We start from the raw sequence: 25,181 nt of genomic DNA, 5'->3' as shown, positions 1-25,181 counted from the left end.
CTATCAGCAAAGGGAGGCTCCGCCCGCAATCGGGCGGAGCGAGCGATGACTACTTCAGGAAGCCCTTTTCCTTGAGATAGGCTTCGGCGACCGACTTTGCCGGCTCGCCATCGACCTGGATCTTGGCGTTGAGCTTGCGCAATTCGTCGGCGGTCAGGCTCTTGAAGATCGGCGAGAGCACTTCCTCGATCTTCGGATTGGCCTTCAGCACCTCTTCTCGGATGATCGGCGTCGGGGCATAGACCTGCTGCACGTTCTTGTCGTCTTCGAGAACGGTGAGTTCGGCCGCTTCGATGGCGCCGTCGGTGCCGTAGACCATGGCGGTGTTGACGCCGTTCGTCTGGTCGGCGGCCGCCTTGATCGTTGCCGCCGTGTCGCCGCCGGAAAGAACGACCATCTGGTCGGGCTTCAACTGGAAGCCGTAGGTCGTCTGGAAGGCGGGAAGCGCGCCGGCCGAATTGACGAATTCGGCGGAGGCGGCAAGCTTGGCAGTACCGCCCCCGGCAACCCATTTGCCGAAGTCCGTCAGGCTCTTCAGCTTGTTCGGGCCGGCGACGTCGCTGCGCACGGCGAGCGCCCAGGTGTTGTTGGCAGGCGAGGGCGTCAGCCAGACGATCTTGTTGGCATCGTAATCGAGCTTCTTCGCCAGCTCATAGCCCTGGTCGATGTTCTTCCAAGCGGCGTCATCGGCCTTGTTGAAGAAGAAGCCGGCATTGCCGGTATATTCGGGATAGATGTCGATTTCGCCGGCGGTGATCGCCTTGCGCACGACCGGTGTCGCGCCAAGCGCGATGCGGTCCTGCGTCTTGATGCCGTTCGCTTCGAGAGCGAGCGCAATGACGTTGCCGAGCAGCGTGCCTTCCGTGTCGATCTTCGACGAGACGACGACGTCTGCAGCATGGGCCGCACCCGCTGCAAAGGCGGAGAGCGAAACGGCAAGTGCGAGTTTCTTCAGCATGGAAAGTCCCCTTTTTCAAAAACCGTTGACCTACAGCGCCGCACGTCTTTCAGACGTGCAAAGGACGTTGTAGCACTTTGAATTGCTGCATAATTTTATCTCAAATCGATACCGATTTAAGGAATTATGCAGTGGCCCAAGCCCCGCCGGGAGGCTTGCGCATAGGAAATCCGCCGGCGAAGGCGACCAAGTCGCCATCATGCCGGAATTGCGTGCGTGATGGAAATAGCGTGCATGCCCGAAAAATCGATGCAAGCCCCCTCCAGTATTTGCGGTCGCTGCACGATTATGGCGGCGAATGCACCTCCGCGCGCGGAAACGCATTCCCTTTTTCAAGGCCGGCGCGATTTGTTTTTGTCCCCTTGCGTGTTTCCACGATATTCCCAGGCTCTGTTGCAGATTCCCGCCGCCCGGATTTTTCTATGATCGAACGATAGCCCGCCTCTTCGGAGGCAGGGATATCTTTTTTCCTGAACACATCATATCTTCCGGTTTTTCCAGCGCTTTCCGGAGGTGGCCGTTTGCATCTTGGTGCCTTGTTCATCGCAAGCCATGTCCTGACCTCCGGTTCGGTCCGCGAGACCGCGCGGCGGTTCCAGCTGTCGCCCTCCACCGTCTCGACGGCAATTCATAATCTCGAGACCGAACTGGCGATGAAGCTGACCGAACGCGCCTCCGGCGAGCTGGCGACGCTGATTGCGAGCGGCAGGGTGCTGGAAGGCCTGAAGCCGATCATGGCTGTGATCGCCGAGCTCGGCCAATGGGCCGGTCACGACCCCGCGGCCGGGATCGACGAGGCCTGGCCGTCCCGCATTCCCGTCAAGATCGTCACGATGGAGCGTTTTCTCGAAGTTGCCGACCAGGGTAGCATCAACCGGGCCGCCCGCCGTCTTCGCCTCGGTCAGCCGCAGCTTTCGCTTCAGCTTGCCAATCTTGAGAAATTTTTAGGCCATCGCCTGTTCGAGCGGCAGGCGCAGGGCTCGGTGCTGACGGAGGAGGGCAGGCGCGCCTACCAGATCTTCATGGCGATCAGCCAGGCGTGGAACGATCTCAAATCGTCGGCCGACGAGCGTTATCGGCGCACCGCCCGGTCGCTGCGCATCGGCTCAATCATTCCGACCGGATCGGAAAGCTGGGTGGCACGCTGTCTGGGATTGCTGGTCTCCGGATGGAATGCGCGCCGCAACAACAATGCGATCTCGCTGGTGTCGATGACCGCCGACGATCTGCGCGAGGCGCTGAAGAACGGCCGCATCGATGTCGCAATCCTGGATTCGGTCTTCGGCCTCGAAAACTTCCGCCATCGCGAATTGCTGCAGACCGATATGGTAGTGATCGCGCCGCCGGATAGTACCGAGACCAGTGTCAGCGATCTCGTCGCCGGCCACCCGATCTGCATGCCGAGCCCGCGCACCGGCCTCGGCCATGCAGCCATGGCCTTCAGCTATGAACGCGCGCCCAACCGGCGGCCGGCGCGGCCAGGATATCACCGCGGCAGATTCGCTGCCTGTCATCGTCGATCTCGTCGCCAATCACGGTTACGTCTCTTTCCTCGGCCGGGTCAGCGCCATGCCGATCGCCGACAAGGTGCGCATCGTCGATCTCGACGAGCATCTGCCGATGTCCTATCACGTCGCCTTCAACCATCGCAAAGCCGCCGCCGATGCCTGCACTGTCATCATCGAAGCGGCGGCGAGAATTACCTCTGAAGCGGTCGTGCGAACCGCAGCCGTGGCTTAAGCCACGGCGGAGCTAGGGAGACCGCAACATGACGATCTTGCTTGAGGTATGCGTGGACAGCGCTGAGGGTCTCGCCGCCGCGATCGAAGGTGGGGCCGGGCGCATCGAGCTCTGCTCGGCGCTGGAACTCGGCGGCTTGACGCCGCTGCCGAGCCTGATGCGGATCGCCGCCCGGGCACCCATTCCGGTTTACGCGATGATCCGCCCGCACGCTGGGCCCTTCATCTTCGACGGGGCAGACGAGGAGGCGATGATGATCGATATCGATGCCGTGCGCACATCGGGCCTTGCCGGCGTCGTCATCGGCGCCAACCGGCCGGACAGTACGCTCGACATGCCATTGATCCACCGTTTGAAGGTGCATGCCGCGGGCCTCGGCGCGACGCTGCATCGCGCTTTCGATCTCGTGCCGGATGCCGACCAGGCGCTGGAGCAGGCGGTCGAGCTCGGCTGTGAACGCATCCTGACCTCCGGCTGTGCGCTGAAGGCGGTAGACGGTCTCGAAACGCTGAAGCGCATTTCGGCAAAGGCGGCCGGCCGTATCGTCATCATGCCCGGCAGCGGCATCCGCCCCGTCAATGTCGGCGAGATCCTGCAGGCGACCGGCGCCCGCGAGGTCCACGGTTCCTGCAGTTCACCGGTCGAAAGCGCCGATCCACGCGCCGTCGCCTTCGGCTTCGAGGCGAAAAGCACAAACAAGACTGATGTCGCCGTCGTCAGGCAGATGCGCAGGGCGATTGAGGCGGGAGTTTAGCGACCGCGGCTTGCCCCTCATCCGGCTGCCGCCACCTTCTCCCCGCTCGCGGGGCGAAGGGGATATGCCGCGACCTCTCTGTCCCCCGCCCAGCTCTCGCAGGGCACGTCCCCTCGCCCCGTTTTACGGGGAGAGGGTTAGGGTGAGGGGCAGCCGCCGGCGCGAAGCGCACGGAAATCACGTCGCGCTTTCGCTGGAAACGCCCTAACCACCAATACTGATCACCGCCTTGATCAGCCCATTCTTCTCATGCGCCCAGCGCGCGAGATCGCGCGGTGCATCGGCAAGCGTCGTGCGGTGGGTGATGAGCTTGTCCACCGGCACCAGACCTTTGGCGATCGAATCCGCCACATGCTCGAAATCGACGCGGGTGGCGTTGCGGCTGCCGATCACCGTCATCTCGCGCTTGTGGAATTCGGGATCGGAGAAGCGGATATCGTCCTTGACGACGCTGACCAGCACCAGCGCGCCGCCATGGGCGACGAAGGAGAAGGCCTTTTCCATCGAAGGGCCGTAACCCGTCGCGTCGAAGACAACGTCGAAACCGTCGCCATCGGTCTTTTCCCGCACAATCTCCGCTGTCGCCTCGTTGGCAACGATGCCGGAGGTGAAGCCGAAGCGCTCGGATGCCATCTGCAGCCGCTCCGCGCTGGTATCGAGCAGTGTTACCTCATGGCCTGCAATGCGCGAGAAGATCGCTGCCCCAAGCCCGATCGGCCCGGCGCCGATGACGAGCGCCCGCGCTCCGGGGCCGGTCATCGAACGGCGCACCGCATGCGCGCCGATTGCCAGAAATTCGGTCGTCGCCGCCGCCTCGAGGCTTAGGCCCTTGGCGGCATAGAGGTTCTCGGCCGGAACGGAAATCTCCTCGCAAAAGGCGCCGTCGGTATGGACGCCGAGCACCTTGATATTGGTGCAGCAATTCGGCTTGCCCTGGCGGCAGGCGATACATTGCCCGCAGGAGAGATAGGGATTGACGATGACGGGCGTGCCGGCTGCGATAGTCACCCCGTCGCCCGCTTCCAGCACCGTTGCCGAGATCTCATGCCCCATAACCCGGGGATATTCGAGGAAGGGATGTTTGCCCTCGAAGATGTGGTAGTCGGTGCCGCAAATGCCGACATGGCTGACGGCAAGCCGCACCCAGCCGGCGGCGGGAGCCGCTGGCGAAGGACGCTCGACGATATCGAGCACGCCGGGCTCCCGGCAAAGAACTGCTTTCATGACGGATCTCGCATTCCTGGAATCGAAGAAGCCGGCTTGTTCAGGCCGGCTGTCTCTTGTCGCTCAATTGCTCCGGCGGCGGCGCAGCTGGTCGAAGAACACGATCACGATGATCAGCAGACCTGTGATGATGCGCTGCCAGAAGGAGTTGACGTTCAGAAGGTTCGCGCCGTTGTTGATGGTGGCGAGAATGAAAGCGCCGATCAGCGGGCCGTGCACCGAGCCGACAGCGCCGAACAGGCTGGTGCCGCCGATGACGGAGGAGGCGATCGCCTGCAGTTCCCAGCCGTCGGCCTGCGTCGCATTGCCGATCGCGATGCGCGAGGCGAGCAGCACGCCGACGAAGGCGGCGAAGGAGGCAGACAGGATATAGGCAAGATAGATCATACCCTTGACGTTGACGCCGGAAAGGCGCGCCGCCTCGGCGTTCGAACCGACCGCAAAGAGATAGCGGCCCCAGCGGCTCAGATGCAGGAAGATGAAGGACGGGACCGCCACCAGGATGACCATCCAGAACAGGCTTGGAATACTGAGCAGATCGGCGCGGGCGAAATTGCTGAAACCCTCATTGGTGATGCTGATCGTAGAGCCGTTGGTGATCAGCAGGCCGATGCCGCGCAGCGAGGTCAGCGTTGCCAGCGTGATGATGAACGGCGGCAGGCCCATATGCACGATGCCGAAGCCATGGAAGCTGCCGATCGCCACGCCCATGAGCAGCGTCAGCGCGATCGCAGCCCAGAGCGGCACGCCCGCCTGCAGCAGCCAGGCGATAATGACGGTGCAGAAGCCGACGATGGCGCCGACCGAAAGGTCGATGCCGGCGGTGATGATGACGAAGGTCTGGCCAAGCGAGAGGATTGCCGTCATCGCACCCTGACGCAGCAGGTTGGAGATGTTGAGCGGCGTCCAGAAGCTGACGGTAAAGATGCCGAGCAAGACCCAGAGGAAGAGCAGCAGGCCGATCAGCGTCAGGCCGAACAGGATGTTCATTTTCCGGCGCGGCGGCGGCGCGACGATTTCGGTGGGTGTGGCAGTCATGAATTTCTCCCTCTTATTCTTTTGGCTCAGACGCCGATCGCTTCGCTGAGCACTTCTTCATGCGTCGCCGCGTGGAAATCATGGCTTGCGACTATTTTGCCGGCGCGGAAGACGTGCAGCCGGTCGGCCAGTTCGTAGACCTCGGGCAGATAGGAGGAGATCAGGATGATGCCGGCGCCCTCCTTCAGAAGCTTGGCGAACAGCCGGTAGATTTCCGCCTTGGTGCCGACATCGACGCCGACGGTCGGCTCGTCGAAGATGAAAAGCCTCGCGCCGTGGCTCAGCCACTTGCCAATGACGATCTTCTGCTGGTTGCCGCCCGACATGCTGGAAGCCGGAACGCGCCGGCTCGGCGTCTTGATGCTGAGATTGCGGATCTGCTGGTCGGCATTGGCCGATTCGCGCGTGTGATTGATCACCGGCCCGTGGCTCAGCCGCCCGAACACCGGCAGGTTGATGTTGAGGCCGATCGACAGGTTGAGGCAAAGTCCCTGGTCGCGCCGGCTTTCCGGCGCCAGCGCAATGCCAAGCTCCATCGCCGTGCGTTCGTTGCGGATATCGACAGGCTTGCCCATCCATTGGATATCGCCTGATGTCGTTGGCTGGCGGCCGTAGAGCCCGAGCGCGAATTCGCTGCGCCCGGCGCCGATCAGGCCATAGAGCCCGACGATCTGTCCGGATTTGACGCTGAGCGACACATCTTCGAAGCCCGGGCCAGAGAGGCCGTTGACGGAAAGGATCGTCTCTCCAATCGCAATCTTTTCCTTGTGGTAGATCTGTTCGATCGAGCGGTTGATCATCAGCGAGATCAGTTCGGCGTCGTTGGTCTCGCCGATCAGGCGCGTGCCGACATGCGTGCCGTCGCGCAGTACCGAGACACGGTCGGCAAGCTCGAACACTTCCTCCATGCGGTGGCTGATATAGACGATGGTGACGCCTTCGCCCTGCAGGCGGCGGATGAGCTTGAAGAGCTGCGCCGATTCCTGGCGCGTCAGATAGGCTGTGGGTTCGTCGAAGATCAGGAACTGCGTGCCGCGCATCGCCGCGCGCGCCGTCGCCACCAGCTGCTGCTGACCGATCGTCAGCGAGCTCAGCAGTGCCGCCGCAGGCAGGCCGAAGCCGAGATCGTCGAGCACGGCCTGCGCCATCTTCTCCATCTGCTTCTTGCGCATCAGGCCGAAGCGGTTGACCTCGTCGCCGAGGAAGAGATTGGCGGCGACCGTCAGGTGCCGGCAGAGCACGACCTCCTGGTGGACGGCGTTAATGCCGCGGGCGATCGCCTCGTTCGGCGTCGACAGCGCCACCGGCTGGCCGCACCACAGCACTTCGCCTGCGGTGCGGGTGATGACGCCTGTCAGCAATTTGATGAGGGTGGATTTGCCGGCGCCGTTTTCCCCGACGATGGCGTGGATTTCCCCGGCGAGGAAGGTCAGCGTCGCTGGCTTCAGCGCCTGCACGTGACCGTAATTCTTCTGCAAGCCCTTGAGTTCGAGGATAGGCGATCCGGCGGGAATTCGATTGGCTTCTTTCAGCGTCGCGCTGTCATCATGGCGATGACTGACCTCTTCCAGTCCGATCATGGGACCTCTCCTCCTTATGTCGCGTCTGCTCTCCATCCAGCGCAAAACATAGCACGGATGGAAAAGGCCGCGCCGGTTTTTGAAGCCGGCGCGGCCTGTCTGTCTTCGTTACTTGATCTTCGGGTTCAGCAGCGCGTCGATCTTCGGATCGGCCATATTCGCCTTGGTGACGAGGTTTGCGCCGGTGTCGACATTCTGTTCGACCTTCTCGCCCTTGGAGACGGCAAGCGCGGTCTTCACGCCGTCATAGCCCATGCGGTAGGGGTCCTGAACGACGAGGCCGGCAATCGCGCCGTCCTTGAGGAAGCCGACCGTCTTGTCGTCGCTGTCGAAGCCGATGACCTTGATCTTGTCGCCGAGCTTGTTTTCAGCGATCGCCTGGCCGACGCCCTGCGCCATGATCAGGTTCGAGGCGAAGATGCCGACGAGGTTCGGGTTTGCCGTGATCAGGTCGGTCATCATGTTGAGGCCGGTCGTTGCCTGGCCATCACCATACTTGTCGGCAATGACCTTCAGGCCCGGATATTTGGTCTTCACCTGATCCAGGAAGCCTTCGCGGCGCTGTTCCAGCGAGCCGACGCCCGGAAGATTGGTAAGGATGACGACTTCGCCCTCTTCCTTGCCTGTCATTCCCTTGATGGCGGCAGCCAGACCATCGGCTGCGATGCGACCGCCCTGGACGTTGTCGGTCGTCAGGAACGACTTGAACGCCTTGGAGTCGGCGCCGGAGTCGATGCCGATGATCGGAACCGACTTGGCCGCTTCATCGATCGGCTTGCCGAGCGCCTTGAATTCGGTCGGCGAAATGACGATGGCGGCAGGCTTGCCGGCGACGGCGTTCTCCAGAATGCTGATCTGGCCGTTGATGTCGGATTCGGCCTGTGCGCCGAGTTCCGGCACCTTGACGCCGAGATCCTTGCCGGCCTTGCGGGCGCCGGCCAGAACGATCTGCCAATAGAACGACGTCGTATCCTTGACGATGATCGGGATCGTCACGTCGGCGGCAAACGACGGTGCCGGCATCGCCGTGGCGATGACGGCGGCACCTGCAAGCGCGGTAAAGGCGCGGCGGGACAGAAGGGATTTCACGATACTCATAAGGGTTCTCCTCTCAGGGTGCGTTCTCCTCCAAATAAATCGGCCGCTGAACGCAGGCGGACGATTTTTATCGATAAAAAACATTTGCCGACTGAAGCTAGCCGAGGCGCAATCAAATTGCAAGAGCGCCAAACCGGCTTTTTTTCTCTGGTAAACTCCCGCCAAGCAACTGATTTTATTCCAATACCGCGATACCCTAAAATAGGGATCAGGCTTGATCGACCTCGTGCGGATGGACGACGCCCTTTTTCAAAATTAGGTTGCCGTACAGCCGGAATTCCGTCGTCGCGACGATATAGGTGGCCTTGCGGGCCATCGCGTAGAAAGCAAAGCGTTCGACCGGCACGATGCGGAAATCGCCGGCTCGGCGCGTCACGATCTCCTGGAACTCGGCGCAGACCTCGGGCATCGCATCGGGATCGCCGACCACCTCCATCCGCCATGCCGCTTCCGGCACGAAGGTGTCGAGCGGCATGTGGGTCAGGATGGCCTCGGCCATCGCGGTGGCGCTGACGCCGTCGGCGCGAATGACCGGCGGACCCATCGAGCCCGAGGGAAAATTGGCGTCTGATATGACGATGTCGTCGCCATGTCCCATGGTCTTCAACGCATGGAGCAGGTCGGGGCCAAGCAGCGGATGAATACCTTTGAGCATAATGTCTCCTCAGACTCGGACGGCTTCGGCGCCGAGCGGCGGCGCGACCAGCGTATAGGGTTCGAATTCGGCATAGATCTCGTCGGCAAGCCGCGGCTCGACGATCTCCATGTTGCGCGTCAGGCTAGACGGCTTCGCCGTGCCGATCAGCACCGACGCGACGATCGCCTCGCGCAGCGGAAACTGCAGGGCGGGCGCTGCGAGCGGCACGCCGTGGCGTTTGGCGATCGCCTCCATCGCGCCGACCTTGGCAAGTACGTCGTCATCAGCCGGCATATAGTCGAAATGCGAACCCGGCACCGGGCCGGTGGCGAGGATGCCGGAGTTGAAGACGCCGCCGACGACGAGCGACGTCCCCTTCTCTCGGCAGAGCGGCAGCAGTTCGGCGACGGCAGAGCGGTCGAGCAGCGTGTAGCGGCCGGCCATCAGGATGCAATCGAGATCGGAATGGCGCATGACGTCGAGGCAGACCGGTACTTCGTTGACGCCGAGGCCGAAGGCGGAGATCGCGCCAGACGACTTGAGTTCCTCCAGCGCCTTCACGCCGGAATCGAGAAACTGCTTCTGGTGGATCGCATTCTTCGCCGCGCCATGCGTATAGACGCCGAGGTCGTGCACATAGAGAATATCGATGCGGTTGAGGCCGAGGCGCGCATAGCTGAACTCGACCGAGCGCATGATGCCATCATAGGAATAGTCGTAATCGGCATCGAAGGAGAGAGGATTGACATAGCTGTAGTCGGGCACGGTGCCGGTCGGCACCGGCCGAAGCAGCCGGCCGACCTTGGTGGAAAGCACGTAGCTGCCATCCGGCTGGTCGCGCAGGAAATCGCCGACCCGCCGCTCGGCAAGGCCGAGCCCATACCAGGGCGCCACGTCGAAATAGCGGATGCCGCTGTCCCAGGCCGCCTGCAGCGTGTCCATTGCCTGCTCGCGCGGGCAGTCGCGGTAGAGACCGCCGAGAGCGGCCGCACCGAAACTGATTTCGGTCACCTCCAGCTTGGTCTTGCCGATCCGTCTCGTCTTCATCATTCCTCCTCACGAAGAAGCTGAACTATCTGGAGCAATCCCAGGAAAAGTGTGAAGCGGTTTTCCGTCCGGGATTGCGTACTTCAAATCAATCCCAGGAAAAGTGTGAAGCGGTTTTCCCAGGGATTGCTTAAAAACAAAGATTACAGCGTTGCACCGAGATGCCACGGCACGAATTCATTGTCGCCGTAGCCGAAGATCTCGCTCTTGGTCTTCTTGCCCGAGGCGGTATCGACGATCAGATCGAAGATCTCGCGGCCCTTGCCGCTGATCGTCGCGTCACCCGTGGCGATCGTGCCGCAATCGATGTCCATATCCTCTTCCATCGAGGCATAGAGCGCTGAATTGCTGGAAAGCTTCAGCGACGGCGCCGGCCGACAGCCGAAGCAGCTGCCGCGGCCAGTGGTAAAGGCAATCATGTTTGCCCCGCCCGCCACTTGGCCGGTCGCCGAGACCGGGTCGTAGCCGGGCGTGTCCATGAAGACGAGGCCGGGGGCCGTGACCCGCTCGGCATAACCATAGACCGCAGTCAGCGGCGAGCGCCCACCCTTGGCAACCGCGCCGAGCGACTTTTCGAGGATGGTCGTCAGCCCGCCGCGCTTGTTGCCGGGCGAAGGGTTGTTGTCGAGCGAGGCGCCGTGGAGCGCGACGTAATCCTCCCACCAGGCGATCTTCTCGTCGAGCTTCTTTGCCACCGCGTCGCTGACGGCGCGGCTGCGCAGCAGATGTTCCGCACCATAGATTTCCGAGGTCTCCGACAGGATCGCCGTACCGCCGGCGGCCGCCAGCAGATCGGCCGCGACACCCAGCGCCGGATTGGCGGTGATGCCGGAAAAGCCGTCAGAGCCGCCGCATTGCAGGCCGATGATGATCTCGCCGATCGACATCGGCACGCGTTTTTCCTTGCCGACATCGGCGGCGATTTCGCGGAGCATGCCCATGGCGCGCTCGACCGCGCGGCGCGAGCCGCCGGCATCCTGGATGTTGAAATGCCGCTTCGAAGCGCCCGCACCACTCTGGCCATAGAGCGTCAGCTGGTTGACCTCGCAGCCGAGGCCGATCATCAGCACGCCGCCGAAATTCACATGTCTTGTGTAGCCGGCGAGCGTCCGGTGCAGCACGTTCATGCCGTCACCGGTCGAGCTCATGCCGCAGCCCTGGTCGTGCACGATCGGCACAAAACCGTCGATGCCTTCGTAATGCGGCAGGATCGTCCGGTTCGCCTCGTCGGCGATGGCCCGACAGACCGTGGTGGAACAGTTCACGCTGGCGATGATGCCGATATAGTTGCGTGTCGCCGCCCGTCCGTCGGCGCGACGATAGCCCATGAAGGTCCGCCCAACGTCGTCGACCGTCGCCGCTTCCGGCGCCGAATTGGCGGTCGCCGCCAGCCGGTCGTTTTCGAAATGCAGGTTGTGGCTGTGCACATGGTCGCCGGCCTTGACCTCCGCCGTGGTGCGGCCGATCGCCTGTCCGTATTTCACAACGGGTGACCCAAGCGGAATATCCGCTATCGCCACCTTGTGGCCCGGGTCGATCTTTTCACGGGTCTGAATGCCGGCAACCGTCGAACCCGACGCAATTGCCGCCGTTGCGACCGCGACATTGTCGCCGGCCGAAAGGATGATCCAAGGCAGTTTGTCCAAGTCTCTATCTCCCTGGGAAACGCTCGCTGCATCGGCGAAAGCGCATTGATTTTGTTTTTTATCTACAATAAACATTTTCAAGTCAACGGGAATATTGATCCTGTGGACGAGGGAGGCAATGAGCCGCAGGCGACCGGAATCAAGCTAAAGGTCGTTTGAACAAGCCCCGGTCTGTTCTGCCCTGCTTTGAAGCGGGCGACGGTCACGAGGGCGGAAAGCGGGGTCTGGTGGCAAGGCAGAATACGGTTTTCAAGGAAGCCTACAACAGGTATGCCGCAGCGCTGCGCAGGGATACTGCACTGCCGTCGGAACCGGAGATCGCCGCCCAACTCGGCGTCAGCCGCTCGACGGCGCGGGCCATCCTGACGCGGCTCAGCGAAGAAGGCATCATCCGCTGGAACAAGCGCCAGAAGATCGTGCTGCGCCAACCCACAGACCATGACCTCTTTCCCTCCGAAGAAACCGATTCCTTGCATGATATCATCGAGCGCAGCTTCATGCAGCGCATACTTGCCGATGATGCCGCCCCCGGCATGCAGATCAACGAGCTGGAGCTTGCCCGCGAGATCGGCACCGGCACAACAAGCGTGCGCGAATTCCTGATCCGCTTCTCCCGCTTCGGCCTCATCGAGAAACGGCCGAACAGCCACTGGACGCTGAAAGGCTTCACTCGCGAATTCGCCCTCGAACTTGCCGATGTGCGCGAGATGTTCGAACTGCATTCCGCCGCCGAATTCGGCCGGCTGCCCAGGGATAATCAGAGCTGGGCCGATCTTGCCGCCATCCGCGACGAACATCACGCCATGCTTGATGACATCAACCAGCGCTTCAAGGATTTCTCCGTCCTCGACGAGCGCTTCCATTTGCTGATCCACCGCGCCTCGAAAAACCGCTTCATCGCCGATTTCTACGATGCCATCGCCATCGTCTTCCACTATCACTACCAGTGGAACAAGACCGCCGCCCGCGCGCGCAACGAGCGCGCCATCCACGAACATCTGGATTATATTGCAGCGCTGGAATCCGGCGATCAGGCGGCGATCGAAATCGCCTGCCGCGCGCATCTGCACTCCGCCCGCCAGACCCTGCTGCAATCCCTGCCGCAAATCGCCACTGAAACTGTCTGAGCGGAAGAGAGCAACTCCGGGCACCGTTTCGGTGGGCCCGCCGGCGGCAGTTCGGACGAAAGAGCCTATGCCTTGCCCAGATGCTTCGGCCAGAATTCCTGATGGACTTCGGCGGCTTCGTCTTCGAGGTTGGGGTCCGGGCCAACCACAGTCACGATGCGTGCGCCGGTTTGCAACACCGCCCGGCTCGGCACGTTCAATCCGATCCCAGCGATTTCGCCAAGCCGCGTTTCGGAGCACGCGAACACCATGCGCCCGATGCCCGACCAGTAAATCGCCCCGGAGCACATCGCGCACGGCTCCGTGCTGGTGTAGAGCGTGCAGTCAGCCAGAAAAGCAGTGTCGTAATGTTGTGCCGCCAGTTTGACCAGGTTCATCTCGGCGTGGTTCGTCATATCGTGGCCGGTGAAGACGCTGTTTTCGGCGCGCAGAATGACTTCGCCGTCCTGCACCAGCACTGAGCCAAACGGTTCGTCGCCGTTTTCCACCGCGGATTTCGACAGTGCAATTGCCTCGCGCAAAAACGGCTCGTGGTTTTCCATCAGGATTCTCCCAGACGCTGGACGGGGATGATCTTGTCTTGAATCGAGGGAATTTCAAAGGGGCTGCGGTCTTCCCTTTGATAGGGTTTCCATATTCTCAAACGGGTGCGGAATGGTCTAAACCCAGGCACCGCTTCCGGCTTTCTGCCGTTAATAGCTGCACGGACGATCATTGCCGAAACCACCTTGGCAAGCTGGTCTGAGAGAAAGGTCGGCGCTTCCGTAACCAATCGAGCCCGTTTGCATCGAGTCATTTGAGGCCGTAGTGCAGGATGACGACATCGCGACCACGATGATGGCTGTCAAGGCTGCCAATAGTTTGCGAGTTTGAAGCATCTAACCACCCCCAATTGCCCAAAAATCCCCAGTACAATTCAGGGTAAATAGGGCCGATGTTGCGTCCGATAATGTCCTTGTTGATCAAATTACCGTTATTCATTGAACACCCATTTCCAGATTCGACTACCTGATCTTTTCGACAAGTCCTCTGATGACCGCGTTCGACGCCGGCAGCATGAAACATTTCGGTATGTAAGCCGTTATCGCTGACATGGCCGACGCTAAACTCAATCCGACATCGGTCGACGGTACCGAACCGCACGGTGCCGATAAGACACGCCAGGAGACGGCATCGGCTGTCGAGGTCGGGGCGCCGCCGAATGTCATTGAACCCGATCCGGAGTTGACGCCTGAGGAGGCCGAGGAGGCGCGCAGGCGGTATCTGCTCAAGCGTTTCTGGATCAGCGCGCGCCGCTACTGGGGCAGCAGTGGCGACAAGTTCGCTTGGCCCCTCTCAATCGGGCTGCTGGCGATGATCTGCATGAATGTCGGCTTCCAGTATGGGATCAATCGCTGGAACCGCGGGATATTCGACGCCATAGAGCGGCATGATGCCGGCACTGTCTATTACCTCAGCGGGGTCTTCGTGCCGCTCGTGCTCGGAAGCGTCATACTGGTCACCGCACAAGTCTATGTTCGCATGATGATCCAGCGCCGCTGGCGTTCCTGGCTCGCGACTGCAGTCATCGCGCGCTGGCTTGCAAACGGCCGATATTATCAGCTGAACCTCATCGGCGGCGATCACAAGAACCCCGAGGCGCGCATCTCGGAGGATCTGAGGATTGCCACCGAATCCCCCGTCGATTTCATCGCCGGTGTCATCGCTGCATTTCTCTCGGCCTCGACCTTCATCGTGGTGCTGTGGACGATTGGCGGAGCCCTGACCTTGCCGATCGGCGGGTGGACCGTCACCATCCCCGGCTTTCTCGTCGTCACCGCGGTCCTCTACGCCGTGATCACCTCAAGCGTGATCGCGGTGATCGGCCGCCATTTCGTGCAGGTCTCTGAGGTCAAGAACCAGGTAGAGGCCGAATTTCGCTACACCCTGACGCATGTGCGGGAAAACGGCGAGAGCATCGCGCTTCTCGGCGGCGAGGAGGAGGAACGCAACGACCTCGACAAGACCTTTGGCAATGTGCTGAAGCAATGGGCGCTGCTGGCCCGCCAGCACATGCGCACGACATTTGTGTCGCACGGTTCGATGCTGATTGCGCCCGTCGTGCCGGTCCTGCTTTGCGCGCCGAAATTTCTCGAAGGCAGCATGACGCTGGGAGAGGTCATGCAGGCGGCCTCGGCCTTCGCCATCGTCCAGACCGCCTTCGGATGGCTGGTCGATAACTATCCGCGTCTTGCCGATTGGAACGCCTGCGCGCGGCGCGTCGCTTCGCTGATGATGTCGCTCGATGGGCTGGAGCGTGCCGAACAGAGCGACTCGCTCGGGCGCATCAAGCATGGTGAAACCGAAGGCGAGGCGATGCTCAGCCTCAACGATCTCTCCGTGTCGCTTGACGACGGCACCGCCGTGGTCACGGAAACCCGGGTCGAGATCGAACCCGGAGAGCGGGTGCTCGTCGCCGGTGAATCCGGATCGGGCAAGAGCACGCTGGTGCGGGCCATATCAGGTCTCTGGCCGTGGGGCGGCGGCAGCGTCGATTTCCGCGCCGACAGACGATTGTTTATGTTGCCGCAACGGCCCTATATTCCTTCGGGGACGCTTGGCCGTGCCGTCGCCTATCCCGGCGCCGCTGATAGCTGGGCGCTGGATGAGATCAAGGCGGCCCTCGACAAGGTGGGACTGGATTATCTGAAGGACAGGATCGAGGAAGAGGCGCCCTGGGACCAGACCTTGTCGGGCGGCGAAAAGCAGCGGCTCGCCTTTGCGCGTCTCCTGCTGCATCAACCCGATATCATCGTGCTGGATGAAGCAACCTCGGCACTCGATGAGAAGAGCCAGGACAAGATGATGCAGATGGTGATCGATGAATTGCCCGAGGTCACCATTATCAGCGTCGCGCATCGCGCCGAGCTGGAAGCCTTCCATAGCCGCAAGATCACGCTGGAGCGGCGCCGGGGGGGCGCAAAGCTGGTCAGCGACATCGACCTTATCAACCGCAAGAGAAAACCGAATCTGCTGTCACGCGTTCTGGAGAACCGCCGCGCCCCACCGAAAGGCAGCACGACGAGTAATGCGCCACAGCCTCAGAACGGAAAATGAAGTCGGCTTGGTCACAAAACGCATCAATCGCGTAACGAAGACTCTGCGCTCGCAATCTGATCCAGATTTTCGATCAGCCGCTTGAGCAGATTGGCAAGTTGTCCCGCTTCCGCATCCGTGAAGCCGGTCAATGCCTCACGATTGCCCAGGAACAAGGCTGTGATTGCCTCAGGCATGCGTTCCTGCGCGGTTTTCGTCAGCACGATGCGGCTGCTGCGACCGTCAGCCGGGTCGGGTGTGCGCTCAATCAGGCCATCCCTCTGCATGCGTGCGAGCGTCTGCGCCATCGGCGGCTGCTCGACCCTGGCAAAGCGGGCGAGGTCGCGCTGGGTGCTGGCCTTGCCATTTTGCAGCGCCACCAGGACAGGCAACTGGCCGACACCGAAGCCGAGCGGCTTAAGGCGTGACTCGCTGAGGCGGACAAACCCCCGCGCCGCAAGACTGATGAGATGCCCCGGCGTTGAAAGCACGTCTTCCTTCATTCCGTTCCCCTTGCCTGCGCTTGACCGCGAGATATATATGTACGTATGTATCTTGATGTGCGGCGTGAGACAATGTCAATTCGATGCCGCCCAGCGAATGGTTCAATCTCCATTGAGGAAACGACATGTCTAGAAATGATGTCGAAACGATCAAGCGCATCTATGCCAGCTTCAACGCCAGAGACATTGACGCTGTCCTTGACGTCCTTTCCGATGATGTCGCCTGGGCTAACGGCATGGAGGGCGGCCACATCAATGGCCGTGAGGCCGTGCGCGACTATTGGACACGCCAGTGGGCTGTCATTAGTCCCCACGTCGAGCCGGTCGCATTTGAAGAAACGCCAGACGGCGCTGTCGCTGTCGAGGTAATCCAGTCGGTCTTTGACCTCGATGGCCGGCCACTGGAAAGTCAAAGTCATGGCCTGAAGGACAAGACCGTGACGCATATCTTCCGCATGCAAGGCGACAAGATCGTCCGCTTCGATATCCGGGATGCCGTCGGCAGTGGAGCGGTCTGATCCTCATCGAGGGCGACCATAACGCCGGGTACGATCGGACGGCGTCATTTCGAGGAAATTGCCGAGGTGGTGAACGTGCCCGGTAAACCGGACCTCGCCAAGGCCAATGAGATCATGCTCCGCCACGGGCTGGTCCCGGTCTGATATTTCAGCTAGCAACTCGATCTGCACGCCGCCTCGCCATCGCCAACTGGCGTGAGCGGCACCGAGCCACCAAGGGCTCAGCCGTCCAGCCAGGCGGCGAGTCCATCCAGCGTCTGCAGCCCGTATTCCACCGCGCCGAAGCCGATGACCACCTGACGCCGCTTGGCGCTGGGGTGGAGCTGGCGCATGGTCAGCACCGTCTTGCCGTCGGTCTGCTCATCGAAGGTCACCGTGGCGCGGAAACGGTCGGGGTCGTCGGGGTCGGGCGTGCCATAGTCCATCACGATCCGCTCGTTCGGCACGATCTCCAGAAAGCGCATGAGGTTCGGGAAGCGCTGCTGCTTGCCCTCGAACACACCCACCATGTCGAACCGCCAGACCCCGCCCTCGCGGATATCGGCTTCGTGGGTCTCGATGCTGAGGCCGGCCGGGCCGTACCATTCGCCAAGCGCCTTGGGGTCCATCCAGGCGGCAAAGACCTTGTCGCGTGGGTGGTTGAGCAGCTTCACCAGCACGATTTCGCGGTCGAGCGACCATGTCTCAAATAGGTTTGCCATGTCCTTCATCATCCTCTTCGGTTTTGTCCAGGTAGACTTCGAGCCGATCCAGCCGCTCGGTCCAGCGCCGGCGCTCCGATATCATCCAGTCCGCCGCCTCGTCGAAACGCGCCTGCACCAGCCGGCACCAGCGGCTGCGCCCGCGCTTCTCGCTGGCGATCAGCCCGCAATCTTCCAGCACCCTGAGATGCTGGGCGAAGGAGGGCAGCGCCATGTCGAAAGGTTCGGCGAGCGCGCTGACCGGCAACTCGCCCTCGACCAGCCGCGACACCACAGCACGGCGGGTCGGGTCGCTGAGAGCGTGAAAGGCGAGATCGAGGGGGGTCGAATGGTAAGGCATATCAATCCGTAAATTGGTCGGGGGCGGCGGTCAAGGATAAAAAGGTACTTGCCTTAGTATCCGGCTGGAAATATGAAGGTAGTCGCCTTAGTGTTTAATCCCGAATGCAGGGGCCGCCGTGGCGCAACACCTTTCAAGGAGGACTCCAATGGTCGTTCGTGTCGATCTCATGATCTCGCTCGATGGTTTCGCGACAACGACGGACCAGACGCCCGAAACCCCGTTCGGCGAGGACTGGCCGCGTCTCGTCGGCGCCTATGCGGCAACGCGAACCTTCCGTGAGCGCGTGCTCAAGGATACGACGGGAGGGGGGATCACAGGTGTCGACGACGAATATGCGAAGGAATATTTCGAGAATGTGGGCGCCGAGATCATGGGTGCCGGCATGTTCGGTCTCCACAACTTTCCCGACGATCCGAACTGGCGCGGCTGGTGGGGCGACGAGCCACCGTTCGGGTGTCCGGTCTTCGTTCTCACCCAAAAGCCACGGCCCTCCATCGCGATGGCCGGCGGGACGACTTTTCACTTCCTCAATACCACCCCTGACGACGCGCTCCAGCAGGCCGTGAGGGTCGCAAACGGTAGGGATGTGAGGATAGGCGGTGGCCCCTCGGTCGTTCGCGGCTATGTCAAAGCAGGCCTTGTCGACCGCCTTCATGTTGCCATCACGCCGATTTTGCTCGGGCACGGCATCCGCCTGTGGGACGACCTGCGCGGCCTGGAAGCCGGCTGCAAGGTCAAGGCGGAAACGTCATCGAGCGGCACCATCCACCTCACTTTCCAACGCTAGCCGCTAGCCTGAGGCCGATCTCGCGGCACTGTTGCATGACGCCGATCCGTGTGCTAGACACTGAACCATATGGTTCAGTTTTCGACAGCCCGCCTTGACGCCTCCTTTGCCGCGCTCTCGGACGCCACGCGACGCGGCGTTCTGGAGCAGCTCGGCAGTGCGGATGCTTCGATCACGGAGCTTGCAGAGACATTCCACATGACCCTCACGGGTATGAAGAAGCACGTCAGTCTCCTGGAGCAGGCGGGGCTGGTGACGACGGAGAAGGTCGGGCGTGTGCGGACCTGCAGGCTGGGCTCACGCGGGCTCGAGGAAGAGGCGGCCTGGATCGAAGCGCGCCGCCAGATCTGGAACGCACGCTTCGACGCGCTTGATGACGTCATTGAGGCACTAAAACGGAAGGAGAAAGTCGATGGGCGACAGAGCGAGTAACGGCCGCACGGCGGTCGAACGGAGATCCGAGCTTGAACTCGTGGTGACGCGCACCTTCAACGGCCCGGTTCGCCTCGTATTCGACGCGTGGACCAAGCCCGAATTGTTCAAGCTGTGGTGGGCGCCGAAGTCGATGGGCGTGCCCATACTTTCCTGCGAGATGGATGTTCGCACCGGGGGCAGCTATCGCATCGCGTTCGGACACGATGCCTCGGACGCCATGGCCTTCTTCGGCAAGTATCTCGACGTGTCGCCGCCATCGCGCCTCGTCTGGACCAATGACGAAGGTGGGGACGGCGCCGTTACCACGGTGACCTTCGAGGAAGAGGACGGCACGACGCTGCTGGTCCTGCAGGAACTCTATCCCTCGAAGGAAGCGCTCGACCAATCGTTCGTCGGCATGGAAGACGCGATGCCCGAGCAGTTCGAGCAGTTGGATGAACTTCTCATCACGCTCAGCGCGAGCGTGTGACAGCCCGCCTTCAACTCAAACTGCCTAGACCGCTCGAACTTCGGCAAGCCGCTTGACTGCGTAATCGTCTGGCCAGCAGACGGCAGCTTCCCATGCGGCTGCCGCTTGCGCGGCGATGTCATGCGCGCCGTCGTCGAGGCCGGCAGCATTGTCGGGCAGCACCAGGTCGAGGTCGGGGACGTCGACATGCGACTCATCCCAGTCGATCAACGCGACCCGATCTGCGGTCATGCGGACGTTGGCAGGGCTGTTGGGGTTGCCGTGGACAACACAGGTCCGACGCCCGATGAGCCGCGCCCACGCTGCCCGACATCGAATAACGCCCTCAGGCGGCATCGCGGCAAGGTTGATCCTCGTTCCGGTCTCAGTATGCAGGAGGTCGGTCGACGATCGCCAGCCCGGCCGCTGCGGCCAGCCCTGCGTCAGCCGATGCAGCTCGCGCAGCGTGTCGGCGACGCGACGCCAGTCGGACTCCGTCTCGGGCGGTCCGCCCTCCATGTATTTCATCACCACCAGACCGTCCACGAAAAGCCGGCCGTCAGTCGTCGGGATCGGAACTGGAACGGTCATGCCTTCACGGTCGAGATATTTGAGCAGCTCGGCTTCCCATGCGAGATCAGCGTCGCTCCTGGAGCCGAGACGAGCGACCGCGATCTGCCCGTGGAGGCGAACGCTCCACACGTCGTTGGCAACTCCACCCGTGAGCCGTTCGATGCGAACCGCATCTTCACCCCATTGCCCGAGTGCTTCCCATCCCATTGGCGATACCCTTGGAGGCCATGATTAAATTGACGGAAGAAATAGAAAAAGTTTACGACGCCACAAAGGCCGTTGGCGGTGAAGCTGCCGTTGGTAGCAACTGCTCGACGACCGCGACCTGATGCCGCGCCGACCTGCACGAACTGGCAGGCGCCCACTTCTCCTCCTTCATTCCTGTGCTTGTCACAGGAATCCAGCCACGGCGCGTCCGCGCCGTGAGTGACTTTCCTGCAAAGAGAAAACTCTCCCGCGCCCAAGGACTTGGGCGCACTGGATTCCTGTGACAAGCACAGGAATGAGGGAGGTTGAGGCGGCGCTTTCGCCAAACTTTCTGCCTTAGCGGCGGATCGGGCAGGGGTGGGCGTCCGGCCGGCGTTGGGTGCAAGTGTGTAGTGATCTCGCGGGCAGCGGGGCTGGCGACCGCTCCCGGCCCTAAGCGGACCTCACTTGTAATCGGGAAAGACTACCCGCTTGTCGTCAGGCGTCTCCGCCCATGCTCGATAGGCCTCGTATCTCACAGCACCGGACGCGATTCCCTTGATCATGCGACGGCACACCTCGGCAATAGCCTTCGCTGCGCGCATTCCGCTATCCCGTTCGACCTCTGCCCGTGCTCGATCGGTCATCGCCGCCAACCCGTTCTCAGCACATCCCTGGATAATTCGCGAATGGGTCGACGGCTGTTCACGAATGACAGAAGCGTAGTATTCGAAAGTTTCTCTGTTCCATGCACCGCCATCAGCCCGGACCAAAGACGGGATCGCGAGGGTAGCGATGAGAGCAGCAATCATCTGAATTCGGTTCGGCATGGCACTCCGCCTAAGGTTGCACCGCTGAGAAAAGCAGTTTCTGACTGTGAGCGCAACCTTTCACGCGGGCCGCAATGACTGCTATTGGCGCAAAGCCGTCGTTGGTAGCAACTGCTCGACGACCGCAACCTGATGCCGCCGCCCTGCGCCAACCGGAAGGCGCCCACTTCCCTTCCTTCATTCCTGCGTCCTCGGGCTCCCCCCAACCAGTTCCCATAAATCGACTTTCTCGGCGCGCCCTTTGACCTGCACCAGGCCAAGCGGGCGAAGTTCGAAGCGGGTGCCGACAGCATCGTGGATGGCGGCGCTGACCAGGATCGAGGTGTTGAATTCCTTGTTCAGCCCTTCCAGCCGCGAGGCGACGTTGATCGTATCGCCCATGGCCGTATACTGCTGCCTGGAAATCGCGCCGAAGCTGCCGACGACCGCCGGGCCGGTGTGCAAACCAAATCGCGTGACGAGCGCGGGACGGCCATTCTGACCGTTGACTTCATTCAGCTCGTCGACCGCCGTTTTCATGGCAAGCGCGCAGCGGCAGCCGTTTTCGGCATGGCTGGCATCTGGAACTGGGGCGTTCCACATGACGAAAATGGAATCGCCGAGATACTGCACGACAGTGCCGCCATGGCGCTCGGCGATGGTGTTCAAGAGTTCGAAATAGGCCGACAGTGTATCCACGACGTCTTCGGGCGAATGCTGCTCGGAGATGGTGGTGAAATCTCTGATGTCGGTGAAGAGCACGGTCACATCCTGCCGCTGCGCCTTGGCGACCGCTCGCCCTTCGGGATTAACGATCCGCCTGACGACTTCACGCGGAACATAGAGGGCAAACTGGCTGATGGCATGGCGGCTTGCCGCCAGCGCGCTTGCCAGCGTGTTGATCTCCGATATCCAGGAGTGGGAGACACCTTTCTCGCCGACCTCGAGATCGCCGATCCTGCGTGCCTCGTCCGCCAGCCGATAGAGAGAGCGGCTGACCATGCGCGACAGCAGCACCGATGCCGCGACACCCGCGAACACGAAGGCGCTGGCAATCAGGAGATTGTGCAGGAGCAGCCGATTGGCCTCAGCCACCAGATCTTCCAGAGGCACGACGATTGCGGCGACGCTTCCCTTGAACAGACCGGACACGCCGACGGGGGCGATCTGCAGAATCTGGCGTTCGCCATCGAGATCGATCCGCGCCACGCCGCCATTGGCAAAGGCGGGATCGCGCCTGAGCCTCGCCACCGTTTCCAGGCTCGTGTCGTAACTGTCTGTCGTCGTATCGACGGCAACGGCGCCATCGGCATTTTTCGACCATATGCCGAGAAGCCTGTTCATGGTCGCCGGGTCGGAATGGGCGATCAGATCATCGGCATCGTCGATGATGTAGGCGCGCGCCCGCGGCGAAATCTGCTGCGCGTCCAGCAGGCGACTGATGGTCTGCAGGTGAATGTTGATGCCGACAACCACCTGACCATTGTCCCGCATGGGTGCTGCGATCGTCAGCGTCGGAACCTTGAGCGTACCGGTGACATAGGGCCCGACAGACACCGGCACACCGTCCTGAACGACGGATTGATACCACGGGCGTTGCCTGGGATCGAAGGATGCATAGTCGAAGTCCCGCTCGCCGATCGGTCTTGCCTGGCTGTCGAGAAACCGCAGCGTCGAGATGACATCAGCACCTTGTCTCCCGGCGATCGTCCTGATCGCGAAAGCCGTACGGTCGGGTGCCGCCAGCGTCTGGCGAACATCCCGCCTTTCTGTGTTGATGACCTGTAGGTAGGAACCGTCGGGGTAGCCGGTGTAAATGCTCGTCGCGTTGGGGACGTTGCGCAGGATCTCCAGGAAGAATTGCTGTTTTGCCGCGATATCCTGCAGCGGCGGGGAGGCGAGCAGCGGCAGGGTCGATGCGAGCGCCACGGCCTCGGTGCCGCCCTGCAGCGTATTGCGGTATCCCTCGATCAGCCGCAGGCTCATCTCGCGCATCTGCTGCACGCCGGCGCTGACTGCAGCATTGCTTCCCTGCCTGAACGCCAACCAGATGATCGGCGTCGACGTGCAAAGCAGCGATGCGACGACGAGGACGCCGAGGTGCAGTCTCAGGGGTTTGGACCAGAGCACGAGATATCCCTCGAAATGCGGACACATTTCAGCAGCCGTGCAGGAATGAGCGTCCCCAACGATGGCAGCTAACTGCTTTTTGGGGATTTACACAAGGCAGTCATGCGGGTGGTGAGGCGCTGTTGAGTTCCTTGGCTACGGCTGCTGTAGATGTTTGCTTGTGGCAGATATCATTGAAAACTCGATGGGATTGTCCGCTCATCCGTAAGCCGAAGCAGCGGGATACATGGTTGAACCGTTGTCGGTGTGCCTCAGTACGTCGGGGACGAGTTTGGCGAGACTGGCAACCCCACCCTCCGTCATCCCAGGCCTTGAGCCTGGGATCCATGCCCGCCGCCAGTGGAGGCGAGAGTGTGGATCCGCGGGTCAAGCCCGAGGAGGACGGAGCGTGGGGCGGGCGGAGGGAGACACTCACGGCGCAGACGCCCGCGTCAGGGACACCATCCACCGACGAAACCAAACAAGGCCCCGGGCCGAAGTGACTTGATGAGGGAGGTTGAGCCGGCGCTCCGGCCAAACTTTCTGCCTGCGACTGTCCGGCCGGCGTTGGGGGCAAGCGTGCGCTGATCTCACAAGCAGCGGCGGCGTTCGCATCTTCCCGGCCCAAACCTGCCGCCGGATTGCAGCAATCGTGGCATTTGCCGCGCAATGGCGCTTATTTCCATTGAATCCCGACATGAGTGGCCCATAGTGTGGGCTCTGTCGGTTGGCGCATGGGGGGAGGCGGGGCATGTCAGCAAATCTCGACGATATCCGTAACCAGCAACGAGAGACCTGGGACAAGTTTTCGGCCGGCTGGAAGAAATGGGACAGCCTGGTTCTCGGTTGGCTCGCGCCATTTGGCGACGCCATGCTTCGGTCCGCCAATCTCTCCAGCGGCTTCAGCGTGCTCGACATAGCCGCCGGCACTGGCGAACCCGGCCTGACGGCGGCCGCCGCAATCCCCGACGGTCAGGTTGTCGTCACCGATCTCTCGGAAAATATGCTGAATGCCGCCGCCGAAAATGCCGCCAGGCGTGGCCTCAAAAACTTCAAAACTCAATTATGCGATGCGGGCGCGTTGCCTTTTGCCGATGCCAGTTTCGACGCCGTCCTCTGCCGGTTCGGGTTCATGTTCTTCCCGGAAGTCGCTGCCGCCGCCAGGGAGATGGCGCGCGTGGCAAAGCCCGGTGCACGCGTCTGCGCCGCAGTCTGGAGCACGCCTGCCAAAAATCCATGGGCGACCACGGTCATGGGCACGATTGCCCGCCACGTAGAAATGCCCCCGCCTCCGCCCGGTTCTCCGGGCCTGTTCCGCTGCTCGGCGGAAGGCATGATGGCCGAGACCTTCAAAGAGGCGGGCCTTGTCGATGTCGCCGAGGAAGAAGTGTCGGCGATGATGGTGCACGATGCCCCTGAGCGCTACTGGGACTTCATGACAGAGATCGCCGCGCCTGTGGTCGCCGGACTGTCCAGGGCCGATGCGGCGACACGGGAGAGGATCCGTGGCGAGGTGCTGGAACTGGCGCTACAATCCGTCAGCGGTGGAAAGGTTCGCCTTCGCTCAACGGCAACTGTGATCACAGGCACGCGGTAGGCTGCTGCAGAATTCCTTGAGCCAGAATCGTGGCGCCTTGTCGCGCGCCGCCGAGCCTAAAGAATGTCGCGCAAAACTGTGGAGCGGATTTGCGATAACGATATGCCTAAAAACAAAGACCTAGAGCGGGATTGTTTTAGTCGGAATCGGAACAGGGATTCCGTTTGTGGTGCAAATCAGATTCACCATTCTGGCCGGTGCAGGAGGCTGGTCTGGATGGCGAAACCTTTTTCGGATGATCTTCGGGA

At 61.6% G+C, this 25,181-nt stretch carries 26 protein-coding genes and 1 pseudogene; 9 read left to right on the top strand and 18 right to left on the bottom strand.

The window, feature by feature from the left end; genetic code table 11:
- Positions 1-49: 49 nt before the first annotated feature.
- The gene (locus HFO99_RS31075; protein WP_222365514.1) at positions 50-958 is read right to left on the bottom strand and encodes an ABC transporter substrate-binding protein; all 909 of its coding nucleotides are present in this window, start codon (positions 956-958) and stop codon (positions 50-52) included.
- 286 nt (positions 959-1,244) lie between these two features.
- Entirely contained in the window at positions 1,245-1,502 is a 258-nt protein-coding gene (locus HFO99_RS31070) for an acetyltransferase (protein WP_261323418.1), read from the bottom strand.
- Between HFO99_RS31070 and HFO99_RS31065 the strand changes: the two are divergent.
- Positions 1,480-2,698 (top strand): annotated as a pseudogene (locus HFO99_RS31065) (LysR family transcriptional regulator). The gene HFO99_RS31070 and the pseudogene HFO99_RS31065 overlap by 23 nt on opposite strands.
- A gap of 28 nt (positions 2,699-2,726) precedes the next feature.
- A complete protein-coding gene (locus tag HFO99_RS31060) occupies positions 2,727-3,452 on the top strand; it encodes a copper homeostasis protein CutC (RefSeq protein ID WP_222365512.1) in 726 nt (241 codons plus the stop codon).
- Between the two features lie 204 nt (positions 3,453-3,656).
- Here HFO99_RS31060 and HFO99_RS31055 read toward each other — a convergent pair whose 3' ends face one another.
- The 7 genes from HFO99_RS31055 to HFO99_RS31025 all read right to left on the bottom strand — a co-directional run bounded on the left by HFO99_RS31055 (position 3,657) and on the right by HFO99_RS31025 (position 11,722).
- Positions 3,657-4,676, bottom strand: a complete 1,020-nt coding sequence (locus tag HFO99_RS31055; protein ID WP_222365511.1) for a zinc-binding alcohol dehydrogenase family protein — start codon at positions 4,674-4,676, stop codon at positions 3,657-3,659.
- A gap of 63 nt (positions 4,677-4,739) precedes the next feature.
- Positions 4,740-5,714: an ABC transporter permease gene (locus HFO99_RS31050; protein ID WP_064245184.1), complete on the bottom strand. Its 975-nt coding sequence runs from the start codon at positions 5,712-5,714 to the stop codon at positions 4,740-4,742.
- A 26-nt stretch (positions 5,715-5,740) separates the two neighbouring features.
- Positions 5,741-7,294 (bottom strand): sugar ABC transporter ATP-binding protein, encoded by a 1,554-nt coding sequence (locus HFO99_RS31045; RefSeq protein WP_222332351.1) that lies wholly within the window; start codon positions 7,292-7,294, stop codon positions 5,741-5,743.
- Between the two features lie 108 nt (positions 7,295-7,402).
- Complete coding sequence (locus HFO99_RS31040; protein WP_222248172.1) at positions 7,403-8,392, bottom strand: ABC transporter substrate-binding protein; 990 nt, start codon at positions 8,390-8,392, stop codon at positions 7,403-7,405.
- A 208-nt stretch (positions 8,393-8,600) separates the two neighbouring features.
- On the bottom strand, positions 8,601-9,047 hold the full coding sequence (locus HFO99_RS31035; protein ID WP_064245187.1) for an RbsD/FucU family protein: 447 nt from the start codon (positions 9,045-9,047) through the stop codon (positions 8,601-8,603).
- A gap of 9 nt (positions 9,048-9,056) precedes the next feature.
- Positions 9,057-10,076, bottom strand: coding sequence for an aldo/keto reductase (locus HFO99_RS31030; RefSeq protein WP_222332349.1), 1,020 nt, complete (start codon positions 10,074-10,076; stop codon positions 9,057-9,059).
- Positions 10,077-10,219: 143 nt separating this feature from the next.
- Positions 10,220-11,722, bottom strand: a complete 1,503-nt coding sequence (locus tag HFO99_RS31025; RefSeq protein WP_222299127.1) for a UxaA family hydrolase — start codon at positions 11,720-11,722, stop codon at positions 10,220-10,222.
- A 227-nt stretch (positions 11,723-11,949) separates the two neighbouring features.
- On the opposite strand from HFO99_RS31025, the gene HFO99_RS31020 reads away from it, so the two are divergent.
- On the top strand, positions 11,950-12,849 hold the full coding sequence (locus HFO99_RS31020) for a GntR family transcriptional regulator (protein WP_222332347.1): 900 nt from the start codon (positions 11,950-11,952) through the stop codon (positions 12,847-12,849).
- Between the two features lie 65 nt (positions 12,850-12,914).
- Here HFO99_RS31020 and HFO99_RS31015 read toward each other — a convergent pair whose 3' ends face one another.
- From HFO99_RS31015 to HFO99_RS31010, 3 genes are all read right to left on the bottom strand, one after another.
- Entirely contained in the window at positions 12,915-13,391 is a 477-nt protein-coding gene (locus tag HFO99_RS31015) for a nucleoside deaminase (protein ID WP_222299129.1), read from the bottom strand.
- 150 nt (positions 13,392-13,541) lie between these two features.
- The gene (locus tag HFO99_RS33710) at positions 13,542-13,727 is read right to left on the bottom strand and encodes a hypothetical protein (protein ID WP_261316281.1); all 186 of its coding nucleotides are present in this window, start codon (positions 13,725-13,727) and stop codon (positions 13,542-13,544) included.
- A complete protein-coding gene (locus tag HFO99_RS31010; protein WP_222299130.1) occupies positions 13,642-13,830 on the bottom strand; it encodes a hypothetical protein in 189 nt (62 codons plus the stop codon). The genes HFO99_RS33710 and HFO99_RS31010 overlap by 86 nt, the downstream gene beginning before the upstream one ends.
- A 111-nt stretch (positions 13,831-13,941) precedes the next feature.
- On the opposite strand from HFO99_RS31010, the gene HFO99_RS31005 reads away from it, so the two are divergent.
- Positions 13,942-15,945, top strand: a complete 2,004-nt coding sequence (locus HFO99_RS31005; RefSeq protein WP_222332344.1) for an ABC transporter ATP-binding protein/permease — start codon at positions 13,942-13,944, stop codon at positions 15,943-15,945.
- Positions 15,946-15,968: 23 nt separating this feature from the next.
- Here HFO99_RS31005 and HFO99_RS31000 read toward each other — a convergent pair whose 3' ends face one another.
- Positions 15,969-16,427 (bottom strand): MarR family winged helix-turn-helix transcriptional regulator, encoded by a 459-nt coding sequence (locus tag HFO99_RS31000; RefSeq protein ID WP_222332343.1) that lies wholly within the window; start codon positions 16,425-16,427, stop codon positions 15,969-15,971.
- A gap of 125 nt (positions 16,428-16,552) precedes the next feature.
- On the opposite strand from HFO99_RS31000, the gene HFO99_RS30995 reads away from it, so the two are divergent.
- A complete protein-coding gene (locus tag HFO99_RS30995; RefSeq protein WP_222332342.1) occupies positions 16,553-16,945 on the top strand; it encodes a nuclear transport factor 2 family protein in 393 nt (130 codons plus the stop codon).
- 221 nt (positions 16,946-17,166) lie between these two features.
- On the opposite strand, the gene HFO99_RS30990 is transcribed toward HFO99_RS30995, so the two are convergent.
- Positions 17,167-17,655: an SRPBCC family protein gene (locus HFO99_RS30990; protein WP_222299133.1), complete on the bottom strand. Its 489-nt coding sequence runs from the start codon at positions 17,653-17,655 to the stop codon at positions 17,167-17,169.
- Positions 17,630-17,986: an ArsR/SmtB family transcription factor gene (locus tag HFO99_RS30985; protein ID WP_222299134.1), complete on the bottom strand. Its 357-nt coding sequence runs from the start codon at positions 17,984-17,986 to the stop codon at positions 17,630-17,632. Before HFO99_RS30985 ends, HFO99_RS30990 begins: the two co-directional genes overlap by 26 nt.
- Positions 17,987-18,134: 148 nt before the next feature.
- Here HFO99_RS30985 and HFO99_RS30980 point away from each other — a divergent pair, with 148 nt between their 5' ends.
- The 3 genes from HFO99_RS30980 (at position 18,135) to HFO99_RS30970 (ending at position 19,680) form a co-directional block, all read left to right on the top strand.
- Entirely contained in the window at positions 18,135-18,776 is a 642-nt protein-coding gene (locus HFO99_RS30980) for a dihydrofolate reductase family protein (RefSeq protein ID WP_222365510.1), read from the top strand.
- A 69-nt stretch (positions 18,777-18,845) separates the two neighbouring features.
- Positions 18,846-19,208, top strand: a complete 363-nt coding sequence (locus HFO99_RS30975) for an ArsR/SmtB family transcription factor (protein WP_222332339.1) — start codon at positions 18,846-18,848, stop codon at positions 19,206-19,208.
- The gene (locus HFO99_RS30970) at positions 19,189-19,680 is read left to right on the top strand and encodes an SRPBCC family protein (RefSeq protein ID WP_222365509.1); all 492 of its coding nucleotides are present in this window, start codon (positions 19,189-19,191) and stop codon (positions 19,678-19,680) included. Before HFO99_RS30975 ends, HFO99_RS30970 begins: the two co-directional genes overlap by 20 nt.
- Positions 19,681-19,704: 24 nt before the next feature.
- Here the strand turns inward: HFO99_RS30970 and HFO99_RS30965 are convergent, their stop codons facing one another.
- The 3 genes from HFO99_RS30965 to HFO99_RS30955 form a co-directional block, all read right to left on the bottom strand.
- On the bottom strand, positions 19,705-20,439 hold the full coding sequence (locus HFO99_RS30965) for a phosphotransferase (RefSeq protein WP_222365508.1): 735 nt from the start codon (positions 20,437-20,439) through the stop codon (positions 19,705-19,707).
- Positions 20,440-20,882: 443 nt separating this feature from the next.
- The gene (locus HFO99_RS30960) at positions 20,883-21,248 is read right to left on the bottom strand and encodes a hypothetical protein (protein WP_222332337.1); all 366 of its coding nucleotides are present in this window, start codon (positions 21,246-21,248) and stop codon (positions 20,883-20,885) included.
- A 177-nt stretch (positions 21,249-21,425) separates the two neighbouring features.
- Positions 21,426-23,384 (bottom strand): adenylate/guanylate cyclase domain-containing protein, encoded by a 1,959-nt coding sequence (locus HFO99_RS30955; RefSeq protein ID WP_261323417.1) that lies wholly within the window; start codon positions 23,382-23,384, stop codon positions 21,426-21,428.
- 703 nt (positions 23,385-24,087) lie between these two features.
- On the opposite strand from HFO99_RS30955, the gene HFO99_RS30950 reads away from it, so the two are divergent.
- On the top strand, positions 24,088-24,933 hold the full coding sequence (locus HFO99_RS30950) for a class I SAM-dependent methyltransferase (RefSeq protein ID WP_222365506.1): 846 nt from the start codon (positions 24,088-24,090) through the stop codon (positions 24,931-24,933).
- The last annotated feature ends 248 nt before the right edge of the window (positions 24,934-25,181 follow it).

Origin of the sequence: Rhizobium leguminosarum (assembly GCF_019798305.1) — a bacterium.
GTDB lineage: Bacteria > Pseudomonadota > Alphaproteobacteria > Rhizobiales > Rhizobiaceae > Rhizobium > Rhizobium leguminosarum_U.
This window is presented reverse-complemented; position numbering and strand designations above follow the sequence as displayed.